Annotated in this window: 9 protein-coding genes, 1 pseudogene and 1 riboswitch; of the genes and pseudogenes, 1 reads left to right on the top strand and 9 read right to left on the bottom strand. The window is 67.3% G+C overall.

Going from position 1 to position 12,450, the window contains the following annotated elements; translation table 11 throughout:
• A pseudogene (locus PMI02_RS12395) lies at positions 1–197 on the top strand (hypothetical protein); the annotation flags it as partial.
• A 3-nt stretch (positions 198–200) separates the two neighbouring features.
• On the opposite strand, the gene PMI02_RS12390 reads toward PMI02_RS12395, so the two are convergent.
• The 9 genes from PMI02_RS12390 to PMI02_RS12350 form a co-directional block, all read right to left on the bottom strand.
• Entirely contained in the window at positions 201–1,676 is a 1,476-nt protein-coding gene (locus PMI02_RS12390) for a DUF4403 family protein (protein WP_007683106.1), read from the bottom strand.
• Positions 1,677–1,873: 197 nt separating this feature from the next.
• A complete protein-coding gene (lpdA, locus tag PMI02_RS12385; protein ID WP_007683102.1) occupies positions 1,874–3,271 on the bottom strand; it encodes a dihydrolipoyl dehydrogenase in 1,398 nt (465 codons plus the stop codon).
• A 114-nt stretch (positions 3,272–3,385) separates the two neighbouring features.
• Positions 3,386–4,633, bottom strand: coding sequence for a 2-oxoglutarate dehydrogenase complex dihydrolipoyllysine-residue succinyltransferase (gene odhB / locus PMI02_RS12380; protein WP_007683100.1), 1,248 nt, complete (start codon positions 4,631–4,633; stop codon positions 3,386–3,388).
• Positions 4,634–4,641: 8 nt separating this feature from the next.
• The gene (locus PMI02_RS12375) at positions 4,642–7,491 is read right to left on the bottom strand and encodes a 2-oxoglutarate dehydrogenase E1 component (RefSeq protein WP_007683098.1); all 2,850 of its coding nucleotides are present in this window, start codon (positions 7,489–7,491) and stop codon (positions 4,642–4,644) included.
• Positions 7,492–7,691: 200 nt separating this feature from the next.
• Positions 7,692–8,582 (bottom strand): succinate--CoA ligase subunit alpha, encoded by an 891-nt coding sequence (gene sucD / locus PMI02_RS12370; protein WP_007683096.1) that lies wholly within the window; start codon positions 8,580–8,582, stop codon positions 7,692–7,694.
• 66 nt (positions 8,583–8,648) lie between these two features.
• Positions 8,649–8,939 (bottom strand): GIY-YIG nuclease family protein, encoded by a 291-nt coding sequence (locus tag PMI02_RS12365; RefSeq protein WP_036503631.1) that lies wholly within the window; start codon positions 8,937–8,939, stop codon positions 8,649–8,651.
• Positions 8,940–9,074: 135 nt separating this feature from the next.
• Complete coding sequence (gene mdh, locus PMI02_RS12360; RefSeq protein ID WP_007683090.1) at positions 9,075–10,037, bottom strand: malate dehydrogenase; 963 nt, start codon at positions 10,035–10,037, stop codon at positions 9,075–9,077.
• A gap of 366 nt (positions 10,038–10,403) precedes the next feature.
• Positions 10,404–10,748, bottom strand: a complete 345-nt coding sequence (locus PMI02_RS12355) for a hypothetical protein (protein WP_007683088.1) — start codon at positions 10,746–10,748, stop codon at positions 10,404–10,406.
• A gap of 149 nt (positions 10,749–10,897) precedes the next feature.
• Positions 10,898–12,049: a cell wall hydrolase gene (locus PMI02_RS12350; RefSeq protein WP_238539063.1), complete on the bottom strand. Its 1,152-nt coding sequence runs from the start codon at positions 12,047–12,049 to the stop codon at positions 10,898–10,900.
• 189 nt (positions 12,050–12,238) lie between these two features.
• A riboswitch (cobalamin riboswitch) is annotated at positions 12,239–12,429 on the top strand.
• Positions 12,430–12,450 lie beyond the last annotated feature (21 nt).

The raw sequence follows: 12,450 nt of genomic DNA, 5'->3' as shown, positions 1-12,450 counted from the left end.
CCGCATCGGGCCGTTGGTATTACGACTGGAAGACCAAGACATGGGTCGTGCCCATCAATGTGACCGTGGCGCAGCTCACCAAGATCGGACAGCAGCGGGTCCAGGTGGGCATCGGCGGGCGTTATTACGTGGAGAAGCCGCAAGGCGGCCCGGACTGGGGCATCCGCGCGATCCTGACGTTCCTGTTCCCCGAATAAGCGCTAGCGCTTGACGGTGATCGACGCGGTGCCGTCCGCCCAGACCGGCAGGTAGAGGCCCTGGCCCGCCGCCCGGATGCGGCCCGTGCGGGTGCGGGTGACTTCGGCGCGGATGAGCAGGTCGCCCTCGCGCTTGTCCTCGATGGCGCGGTCGATCTTGACCAGCAGCTTGTTGTAGTCGTTCTCGAAATTCTGCGCGAGCGCGGCGGCGATCGTGTGCGCCATGCCCGGTGTGTTGGCGAGGCGCAGGATGAGGTTGCCGCCGGTCATGTCGGTGGTGCCGCTTACCTCGAAGTTCTCGAAACCGATGCGGCGCGAGTTGTCGGCGTTGACCGGAACGCCCGTCATCCACACCGTCCCCTTTGTGGTCCCGACCCGGCCGGCCTGGTCGGTCGCGGTGAACTCGACGCCCACCGCGATACGCCCGCCGTGCGTGCCGTAGATCGTCACCTTGCGGAAATCCGCCTTGACCGGCCCGACGCCGGGCACTTCGAACGGCCGCGCCGAGCGCTTGTGCAGCGCCTTCATCAGCACCGGCTCGAGCTGGACGTAGTCGGCGACGACCGGGATGAAGAAGGCGAGCCTGCCGGCTTCAGCCTCCAGCGGGCGGACGGGCGGCAGCGGCGTGGGCGTGGGATCGGCGGGGCGCTCGCCGACGCGGGTTTCGGTCACCGCCTTGACGCCGAGGCGCAGGACGAGGCGCTTGCCGTCGAGTTCGTAGCCGCCGTACTGCAGTTCGCGCGGGCTCACCCGCATCCACACCGGCGGGTTGTCGCGGTTGAGCGAGAGCGTCGTGAAGGCGGAGTTCCACGCCCGCTCGACCTGGCGGCGGACCTCCAGTTTGCCGAGTTGGCCCGGCAGTTCGCGCTCGAGGCGGGCGATGACGGGCGCGAGCTTTTCCTCGGCCTGTTCGGTGAAGTCGATGCGCTTGCCGAGGAAGTCGAGGTGCGGGCGGTTGGTCCAGCCGTAGCGTATGTCCACGGTGCCGCGCGGGCTCCAGTCCTGCGCCAGCGTCAGGTTGATCACCGCATGGGCGACGGCGTCGGCGGTGGCGGTTTCGCGCTTGAGCACGCCGCCGATGTCTTCGGCGCGCACGACCGCGTGGAGCGGCATGTCGAGCACGATCTCGCGGCCCTTGCCGGCGAAGCGCAGGGGGCCACGCGTCACGTCGCCGACGATGCGGCACTTGAGCGAGGGGGTCTTGATCTTGGCGATGCCGATGTCGACGGACTTCGACGGCACGCAGGTCTGGCCGGGCTTGTCGATGGTCCAGAGCGTGCGCGGGATTTCGCGCTCGAGCGCGGCGGCGAGGTTGCCGAGGTCGGCGTGGATGGGCACGGTGATGAGCGAGGCCTGAGGATCGACCTTGATCGCGTCATGGGCGCGGGGCGGCGGCTCGTCGTCGCGCCGATGGCAGGCGGGCAGGGTGAGCAGCGATGCGGTCAGGGCCGCGGCGGTGACGTATCGTCTGGTTCTCATTGCCGCGTTGCCCCCGGATTGCCTTGTGACATGCGAAAATTCGCCGCGCGGCGAAGTGTTCCAAGGCAACAGATGTTCCCGCCGGAAGGGGCACTGGCAATCGGTAGTTTCCGCGCTCCGGGAGAGGGTCTTTCCCCGTGCAAACGAAAAGGGCCGGCGCTTTCACGCCGGCCCTTCCGTTCTCTAGCGACAGTCGATCAGATGTGGATCGGCTTGCCGGTGACCGCCATCGCCGCTTCCTTGATCGCCTCGGAGTGCGTCGGGTGAGCGTGGCAGGTGTAGGCGATGTCCTCGCTGGTGGCGCCGAACTCCATGGCCTGCGCGGCCTGGGCGATCATGGTGCCGGCCACCGAGGCGATGCACCACACGCCGAGCACGCGGTCGGTCTCGGCGTCGGCGATGACCTTCACGAAGCCGTCGGGCTCGTGGTTGGTCTTGGCGCGCGAGTTGGCGAGCATCGGGAACTTGCCGACCTTGACGGCGCCGCGCTCCTTGGCGGCCTCCTCGGTCAGGCCAACGCCGGCGAACTCGGGCTGGGTGTAGACCACGCCGGGGATGACGTCGTGGTTCACGATGCCGGTCAGCCCTGCGATGTTCTCGGCTACGGCGATGCCTTCGTCCTCGGCCTTGTGCGCGAGCATGGGGCCGGGGATGACGTCGCCGATGGCCCAGACGCCGTCGACCTTGGTGCCGAAGTCATGGTCGGTCTCGATCTGGGCGCGCTGGTTGAGTTCCAGCCCGATCTTGTCGAGGCCGAGGCCCTCGGTGTTGGGACGGCGGCCAATCGAGACGAGCACGACGTCGGCTTCGATGACTTCCGCGGCACCGCCCTTGGCGGGCTCGACGGTGACCTTCGCGGTCTTGCCCTCGACCGTCACGCCGGTGACCTTGGTGCCGAGCTTGAGCGTCATGCCCTGCTTCTTGAAGATCTTGGCGGCTTCGCGGCGGACGTCGCCGTCCATGCCGGGGAGCAGCTGGTCGAGGAATTCGACCACGATGACTTCCGCGCCGAGGCGGCGCCACACCGAGCCAAGCTCAAGGCCGATCACGCCGCCGCCGATGACGACCATCTTTTTCGGAACCGAAGTCAGTTCCAGCGCGCCGGTGGAATCCACCACCACGCCGCCGGCATTGTCGATCTCGACGCCGGGGAGGGGGGTGACAGACGAGCCGGTGGCGATCACGATGTTCTTGGCGGTCACGGTCTTGCCGGCGACTTCGACGCTGTGGGCGTCCTTGAAGGTGGCGTAGCCCTTGATCCAGTCGATCTTGTTCTTCTTGAACAGGAACTCGATGCCGCCGGTCAGGCCCTTCACCGCGTCGAGGCGCTGGGCCTGCATGGTGCCCAGGTCCAGCTCGGGGGTCACCTTGATGCCCATCGCCGCCATCGCGCCGTTCTTCGCCGCATCGAAGTATTCCGACGCGTGGAGCAGGGCCTTGGAGGGGATGCAGCCGACGTTGAGGCAAGTGCCGCCCAGCGTCTCGCGCCCTTCGGCGCAGGCGGTCTTGAGGCCCAGCTGCGCGGCGCGGATCGCCGCGACGTAGCCGCCGGGGCCGGAACCGATGACAAGGACGTCGTAATCGTAATCAGCCATGTTCAGGCCTCCGTACGCTCGTGCATCGCAACTTGGTGGCACGAGCGGAAAATAGTCAATTCAGCGCAAGTGAAAACCCCGCCCGTCCGGTGTGGGCGGGCGGGGCTTTTCGTCTCAGAGGTCGATCAGGAGCCTGGTGGGATCCTCGATCGCTTCCTTGATGGTCTTGAGCGCGGTGACCGCCTCGCGGCCGTCGATGATGCGGTGGTCGTAGGACAGGGCGATGTACATCATCGGGCGGATCACGATCTCGCCGTTGCGGACGACAGCGCGGTCCTCGATGCGGTGGAGGCCCAGCACCGCCGACTGCGGCGGGTTGATGATCGGGGTCGACATCAGGCCGCCGAACACGCCGCCGTTGGAGATCGTGAAGGTGCCGCCCTTCATGTCTTCCATGGTCAGCTTGCCTTCCTTGGCCTTCTTGCCGAAGTCCGCGATGGCCTTCTCGATGCCCGCGAAGCCCAGCTTGTCGCAGTCCTTGACGACCGGGACGACGAGGCCGTTCGGGGCCGAGACCGCGATCGAGATGTCGACGTAGTCGTGGTAGACGATCTCGTCGCCGTCCATCTGCGCGTTGACCGCCGGGATGTCCTTGAGCGCCAGGACCGAAGCCTTGGCGAAGAACGACATAAAGCCGAGCTTGATGCCGTGCTTCTTCTGGAACACGTCCTTGTACTTCTCGCGCGCCTCGATGACGGCCGACATGTCGACGTCGTTGAAGGTGGTGAGGAGGGCTGCGGTTTCCTGCGCGGACTTCAGGCGCTTGGCGATCGTCTGGCGCAGGCGGGTCATCTTGACGCGCTCTTCGCTCCGCGCCGAGGCGGGGGCCGAAGCAGGCGCCGAGGCGGCCGCGGGGGCGGAAGCCGGCTTGTTCTTGGCCGCTTCGAGGACGTCGTCCTTGGTGATGCGGCCGTCCTTGCCGGTGCCCTTGATGGTGGCCGGATCGATGCCGTGCTCGAGAATCGCGCGGCGCACGGCCGGGGACAGCACCGATGCGCCTGCCGAAGCCTCTTCCGTCGTGGCGGCAGCCGGGGCGGGCGAGGGCGTCGGAGCCGGAGCCGGAGCGGAAGCGGCTGGCGCGGCAGCCGGGGCGGCGGCGGGCTTGGCGGCTGCGGGAGCGCCCGAGCCGGCTTCGATCGTGGTGATCAGCGCGCCGACGGTGACGGTGTCACCTTCCTTGGCGATGTGCTGGCCCATGACGCCTGCGAGGGGCGCCATGACGTCGATCGCGACCTTGTCGGTTTCGAGGCTGGCAATGGCTTCATCGGCAGCGACGGCTTCGCCGGGCTGCTTCAGCCATTGGCCGATGGTGGCTTCGGAGACGGACTCGCCGAGCGTGGGGACATTGACTTCAGTGGACATGATTTATCTCAAGCCTTCTGCTTGCGACGAAGTTCGGAACGGACGGAAAGATGTAGCGCGTCGGCGACCAGCGCCGCCTGTTCGGCGGTGTGGCGCTTGGCGAGGCCGGTGGCCGGCGAGGCCGAGGCGGAACGGCCGGCGTAGCGTGGACGCGGGGCCGAAACGCCCGCTGCCTTGGCGGCTTCCTCGATCAGCGGATCGACGAAGAACCACGAACCGTTGTTGCGCGGTTCTTCCTGGCACCAGACGATTTCCTCGAGGTTCGGCATCCGCGACAGACGCTCGGACAGCGGCTCGCCCGGGAAGGGGTAGAGCTGCTCGAGGCGGATGATCTGGGTATCGGTGATCTCGGCCGCGTCGCGCGCCTCGAGCAGGTCGTAGAAGACCTTGCCCGAGCACAGGATGACCTTCTTCGTTTCCGCGTCCGCCGAGGGACGGGGATCGGAGAGGATGCGCTTGAAGTCGCCGTCGATGAACTCCGCCGCCGACGACTTCGCCAGCGGATGGCGGAGCAGCGACTTGGGGGTCATGATGATCAGCGGCTTGCGGAACGGACGGTGCATCTGCCGGCGCAGGACGTGGAAGTAGTTCGCCGGGCTGGTGATGTTGCAGACCTGGATGTTGTCCTGCGCGCAGAGCTGCAGGTAGCGTTCCAGGCGCGCCGACGAGTGCTCAGGACCCTGGCCTTCGTAACCGTGGGGCAGCAGCATGACGAGGCCGTTCGCGCGCAGCCACTTGGATTCGGCCGAGGCGACGTACTGGTCGATGATGATCTGCGCGCCGTTGGCGAAATCGCCGAACTGCGCTTCCCACAGCACCATGGTCTTGGGGTCGGCGCTGGCGTAGCCGTACTCGAAGCCGAGCACGCCGTATTCCGAGAGCGTGGAGTCCAGCACCTCGAAGCGGCCGTGCGGCAGCGTGGTGAGGGGGGTGTACTTGTGCTCGTCGGTCTGGTCGGTCCAGACGGCGTGGCGCTGCGAGAAGGTGCCGCGGCCGCAGTCCTGGCCCGACAGGCGAACGCCGTAGCCCTCGGTGACGAGGCTGCCGAAGGCGAGCGCCTCCGCCGTCGCCCAGTCGAAGCCTTCGCCCGACTTGAACATCTCTTCCTTGGCGGCGAGCACGCGGGCCAGCGTCTTGTGGACGGTGAGGCCTTCCGGAACCGTCGTCAGCGTGCGGCCCAGGCTCTCGAACAGCTTGGGTTCGATCTTGGTGTCGACGTTGCGGCGCGCGGTCTCGGGGTCGGCGGGCTTGTGGAAGCCGCTCCACTGGCCGGAGAACCAGTCGGCCTGGTTGGCCTTGTAGGTCTTGGCCGCCTCGAACTGCTCCTCGAGGTGGGCGGTGAAGCTTTCCTCGGTGCGGGGCAGGAAGGCGTCGTCGATCACGCCTTCGCCCTTCAGGCGGTCGGCGTAGATCTTGCTGACCGGCGGGTGCTGGCGGATCTTGGCGTACATCAGCGGCTGCGTGAAGCCGGGCTCGTCGCCCTCGTTGTGGCCGAAGCGGCGGTAGCACCACATGTCGATCACGATGTCGCGGTGGAAGGTCTGGCGGTAGTCGATCGCCAGCTTGCAGGCGAAGGTCACGGCCGCCGGGTCATCGCCGTTGACGTGCAGGATCGGCGCCTGGACGCCCTTGGCGACGTCCGAGGGATACGGCGAGTTGCGCGCGAACTGCGGGCTCGTCGTGAAGCCGATCTGATTGTTGATGATGAAGTGGATGCAGCCGCCGGTGTTGTAGCCCTTCACGCCCGAGAGGCCGAAGCACTCCCAGATGATGCCCTGGCCGGCGAAGGCCGCGTCGCCGTGGATGAGTACGGGGAGGACCTGGTTGTGCTTGCCGCCGGGACCCACGTCGTCGCCGATGTCGTCGGCGATCACCTGGTAGGCGCGGACCTTGCCGAGCACGACCGGGTCGACGGTTTCGAGGTGCGAGGGGTTGGGCATCAGGCTCATGTGGACCTTGATGCCGTCGAACTCACGGTCGGCCGAAGTGCCGAGGTGGTACTTCACGTCGCCCGAGCCGCCCACGTCCTCGGGATTGGCGGTGCCGCCCGAGAACTCGTGGAAGATGACCTTGTAGGGCTTGGCGAGGACGTTCGCGAGGACGTTCAGGCGGCCGCGGTGGGCCATGCCGTAGACGATCTCCTTCACGCCGAGCTGGCCGCCGTACTTGATGACGGCCTCCAGCGCGGGGATCATCGACTCGCCGCCGTCCAGGCCGAAGCGCTTGGTGCCGACGTACTTCTTGCCGAGGAACTTCTCGTACTGCTCGCCGCGCACGACGGCCTGCAGGATCGCCTTCTTGCCTTCGGGCGTGAACTCGATTTCCTTGTTCGCGCCTTCCATGCGGTCCTGGAGGAAGCGGCGCTCCTCCACGTCCGCGATGTGCATGTATTCGAGGCCGACCTTGCCGCAGTAGTTGGCGCGCAGGATCTGGACGATCTCGGTGACCGTCGCCCACTCGAGGCCGAGGGTGCCGCCGACGTAGATCTTGCGGTCCTTCGCGGCGCCCGTGAAGCCGTGGTACTCGGGCGTGAGGTCCGCCGGAAGCTGGCGCTGGTTGAGGCCGAGCGGGTCGAGGTCCGCCGCGAGGTGACCGCGCACGCGATATGTGCGGATCAGCGTCATCGCGCGGATGGCGTCGGCCGCGGCTTCGTCTATGCGGGATTGATCGACCTTGGCGCCGCCCTTCGCGGCGGCCTTGGCCACCTCGGCCTTGAGGGCCGTCGGGTCGAGGCCCTGGGTCCAGTCGTCCTCGGCGTCACCGCCGACGAGGGGCCAGTTGCGGGGCTGCCAGCTCGGGCCGGCCTGGGGCTCCTCGAGTCCCATGTCGGGGGTGAATTCGAAACTCTCGTCGCCCATAGGAATCACCTATCGCCACGCCGGACGGACTTGTCCCGGCGTTGTCCTGTGTTCGCGGAGCCGACGGTTCCCGGGGAGGAAGGACCGAAAGTCCGCTTGGGTAGTGCCGCGCCCGGGCCGTATGCCCGGCGCGTATCGTCGTAAGTGCCCGGCGGCGGCAGGGTTCCGAGGAACCCGCGCCGCGCGCCGGGCGCCTGAATTCAGGCGAGTTCCTTGAGGCGTTCCACAAGGGTTTCGCCGAGCAGCGAGGGCGAGGACGACACCTTGATGCCGGCTTCTTCCATCGCCGCGATCTTGTCCTCGGCGCCGCCCTGGCCGCCCGAGACGATCGCGCCCGCGTGGCCCATGCGGCGGCCCGGAGGCGCCGTGCGGCCGGCGATGAAGCCCGCCATGGGCTTCTTGCGGCCGCGCTTGGCTTCGTCCTTGAGGAACTGCGCCGCTTCTTCTTCGGCCGAGCCGCCGATCTCGCCGATCATGATGATCGACTGGGTGGCGTCGTCGGCCAGGAACAGTTCGAGGACGTCGATGAAGTTGGTGCCGTTGACCGGGTCGCCGCCGATGCCGACCGCGGTGGTCTGGCCGAGGCCGGCGTTGGTGGTCTGGAACACGGCTTCATAGGTAAGCGTGCCCGAGCGCGAAACAACACCCACCGAACCCTTGGAGAAGATCGAACCGGGCATGATGCCGATCTTGCACTCGCCGGGGGTCAGGACGCCGGGGCAGTTCGGGCCGATGAGGCGCGACTTGGAACCCGAGAGCGCGCGCTTGACGCGGACCATGTCGAGGACGGGGATGCCCTCGGTGATGCAGACGATCAGTTCCATCTCGGCGTCGATCGCCTCGAGGATCGAGTCGGCGGCGAACGGCGGCGGAACGTAGATGCAGGTGGCCGAGGCGCCGGTGGCGGCCTTGGCTTCGGCGACCGTGTTGTAGTTGGGCAGGCCGATGTGGGTCGTGCCGCCCTTGCCGGGAGTGACGCCCGCGACCATCTGCGTGCCGTAGGCCAGCGCCTGCTCGGTGTGGAACGTGCCGGTCGCGCCGGTCATGCCCTGCGTGATGACCTTGGTATTCTTGTCAATGAGGATCGACATCGATTCCTACCTTTTCCGTGATCCCGGCGATGGCCGGGATCCAGTGAAACAACGGCCGGGGGCCAGTCAAAAAATCGACTCGAACAGGTCGTTCCAGTCGGGGTTCATTTCCTCGACGATGCGCAGCTTCCAGGCGCGTCGCCATTCCTTCATCTGCTTTTCACGGCGGATGGCATCTTCGACGCGATCGAACACGGCATACCATACAAGGTGTTTGCAGCCGTATTTCTTCGTGAAACCGTCGAAAGTGCCTTCCTTGTGTTGCCACACCCGGCCGCGCAGATCGCTGGTGACGCCGATATAGAGCGTTCCGTTGCGCTGGCTGGCCATGATGTAGACAGTGCCGTGCTTCTCCAGCAAATGGTGCGTCCCTTTCCCGTCACCCCGGCGAAGGCCGGGGCCCAGCTCAACAAAGAAAGTCGCTCCGCGGCATTTTTTGCAGGCTGGGTCCCGGCCTACGCCGGGATGACGGGGGGATGCGAATTAACTTCCTTAGGCGAGCGAGCCGTCGATGGCCTTGCAGGCCACCAGCAGTTCCTTGACCGCGTCGATCGAGACCTGGAGGCCGGCCTTGGCCTGCTCGGTCAGTTCGATCTCGATGACCTGCTCGACGCCGCCGGCGCCGATCACGACGGGCACGCCGACGTAGAGGTTGTCGACGCCGTACTGGCCGGTCAGGTTCGCGGCGCAGGGCAGGATGCGCTTCTGGTCGTCGAGGTACGATTCAGCCATGGCGATCGCCGAGGCGGCGGGCGCGTAGAAGGCCGAGCCGGTCTTCAGCAGGCCGACGATCTCGCCGCCGCCGTTGGCGGTGCGCTTCACGATGGCGTCCATGCGCTCCTGCGTGGAGCGGCCCATCTTGATGAGGTCGGGAACCGGGATGCCCTTGATCGTCGAGTACTCGACGACGGGGACCATGGTGTCGCCGTGGCCGCCGAGGACGAAGCTGGTGACGTCACGGACCGAGACGCCGAACTCCCAAGCGAGGAAGGTCGAGAAGCGCGCCGAGTCGAGCACGCCGGCCATGCCGACGACCTTGTTGTGCGGGAGACCCGAGAATTCGCGCAGCGCCCAGACCATCGCGTCGAGCGGGTTGGTGATGCAGATCACGAAAGCGTCGGGTGCGTTGGCGGCGATGCCTTCGCCGACCGACTTCATCACCTTGAGGTTGATGCCCAGCAGGTCGTCGCGGCTCATGCCGGGCTTGCGGGCGACACCGGCGGTGACGATGATGACGTCGGCGCCGGCGATGTCGGCGTAGTCGTTGGTGCCCGTGATGGCGGCGTCGAAGCCTTCGACCGGGCCGCACTGCGACAGGTCGAGCGCCTTGCCCTGCGGCAGGCCTTCAGCGACGTCGAACAGGACGATATCGCCCAGTTCCTTCTGCGCGGCGAGGTGAGCGAGAGTGCCACCGATGTTGCCTGCGCCGATGAGGGCAATCTTCTTACGAGCCATGATCCGTGCTTGTCCTTCCCAGTGGCGGGATTGTCCGGACTTCAAGGCGGCCTGCTTTCAATCCCGCAGAAGGCAGACGCCGGGTTTGCGGAGCCGGCCCTACGCCCCCGGGCACGACATTGCAACCGACAAAGGGTTGCTGGCGCATGGATCGGCGCACTTTTAAGTGATAATAGTTCGCAATTGCAATAGGGTGCGTAATCGGCGGAAAATCGGCCCTCTTTTTGCAGTGCGGAGGGGTAAGGGCGGCGGCCGGAGACTCTGCGCGAGAGATTTCGGGCATCGCGCGGGAGGAGGCAAGCCCTCTCTGGCGCGACTCGTCGACTGCCGGATACGGGCGGGCTCTATCCGCGTCCCACTAGGAGCTTACGCGCCCAGGCGGCGCTCGGCGGCCCTGGCCATGCGGCGGTCCAGCCGGCGGCAGATGTCGAGCCAATGGACACTGGCCTCGACGTCGCCCGAGGCGTGCGCGGCGAGCGCCTCGTCGCGGGCCTGGGTGGCAGCGGACAGGCCGTGGCGGGCGAAGTGCATCAGCGCGGCCGCAAGGCCCGCGTCGAGTTCGGCTTCGGGCGCGGACGGCACCGCGTGGAGAGCGAGGCGGCGCGCCGAGAGCGGATTGTCGTTGCTCGCGCCGAGCGGGGCGCCGAGGCACAGCGAGCGCGAAAGGACCGGGGTCGTTCCGCCCCAGGCGGCGGCAAAACGGATGGTCATGTTCGGTGGGCCTCTTTGTTCGCGGTCGTTGCTTGACGCCTTTCCTAGCAGGAAGGCGCTAATCCATCATGAGAGGACTTGGTTGCTTAAATCTTGACCATGACCCCTAGGGGCTTTCCCCGGGATACCCATTTGCCATCGATTGATCGTCAATTTTGCGGGTTTGCTATCCATTGCCCGGAGTTGGCGTACTCCGCCTTGATGCCTTGCGAGGCGGGCAGGTTCTGCGCGCGGTAGAGGGATTCGCCGCCGCGCTGGGTGACTTCCGCCGAGTATACCGGCGTGGCCGTGGCCGCCGCCTGCGGTGCGGGCGCTGCGCTGGCCTTGGTCTCGGTGAGGCCGAAAGCGCGCTGGACGGCCAGCGGGTCGAGCGCGGCGGCGGCTGCGGCGGCGCTGGAACTGTCGTCGCGGCGGTGGGGCGCTGCCACCGGCTCGCCGCCGAGGTAGGCGTAGCGGAAGGTCGCCGGGCTGCCTGCCGCGCCGCGCAGGGCGTAGAACCGGTGCGCGCCGATGGTACCGAGGTAGTTGAGGCTCGGCGCCCAGTAAGGGCTGACCTGGACCGTGTGGTAATGCGTGGCGAGGCCGACCGGCGCATAGACGTAGCCGGCGAGCGCGGCGCGGGCGACATCCTCAGCGCGGTCCCAGAACAGCCGCTGCGGATGGCGGGCCAGTGCGCCGTCGCAGGTGAACGAGAACTGGCAGCCGGTGGGCCGCTCGGATCCCTGGTAGACGACGCCGCAGACGGTCTTGGGATAGCTGGGGTGGGCGACGCGGTTGAGCACGACCTGCGCCACCGCGCGCTGGCCGGCATCGGCCTCGCTCGCGGCTTCGTAGTAGATCGCGGCGGTCAGGCATTGGAGCGCGCGGGTGCGATCGACGCCGGAGTTGTCGATGCGGAAGGCCCGGGCGATCGGGCCGGGGCCGGACACCACGTCGTCCGCGTCGGAATGGATGCCCTCGCCCACGCGCAGGGGCGGGACTTCGCTGTCGAGGTAATAGAATGCCGAGCCGGGGAAGCTCGCGCCGGCCTGCTCGAAGGGCATCGGCGAGACGGGGGTTTCCGGCGTCACGGCGTCGGCGATGACGAAACGGTCGGGCGCGGCGAAGGCGGGCAGGGCCACGGCGGCGAGCGCGGTGACCGCCAGCGTCCAGCGGCGATGGAGCTTTACCCCGTGGTGCCCGATCCCTCGCGCGGTGCGAGCGAAACGGCCCGAGAAGTCGCGCGGGCGTTCCCAGCCTTCGAATCCGCGCGCGTCCGCCGGAGCGGCCGGGAGCAGGGAAGAGGCGGGGGAAGGGGGCACTCGGTTCCAGTCGTTCAGAAGGCGCAGTACTGCAGCACCGGGCCATACCGGAAGGCACGCAGCGCGCACCCCGCCATTCGTCGCCGTCCCGTTGCGGTACAAGACACGCCTCTACGCTTAAGGGCTTAAGAAATTGCGTGCCTGCGCAGGGATGACGGCTTGCTTGCAAGTCACGCAACTCCGCACTATCGGCGCTCTCACGTCATGGGTGCCCGGTTTGCCGGGCCTAAGAGGGAAGCCGGCCGCAACTGCCGGCGCTGCCCCCGCAACTGTGACCGGAGAGCCCGTCTCCATCGCGCCACTGGCCGTTTTCGGCTGGGAAGGCGGGGGCGGGCGATGATCCGGGAGCCAGGAGACCTGCCCAGAGACGGTCGTTCCGCAGCCGGACGGGGTGTTCCGGG

Origin of the sequence: Novosphingobium sp. AP12 (assembly GCF_000281975.1) — a bacterium.
Classification (GTDB): domain Bacteria; phylum Pseudomonadota; class Alphaproteobacteria; order Sphingomonadales; family Sphingomonadaceae; genus Novosphingobium.
Note: the sequence above shows the minus strand (reverse complement) of the source record. Positions and strands in the feature narration are given on the sequence as shown.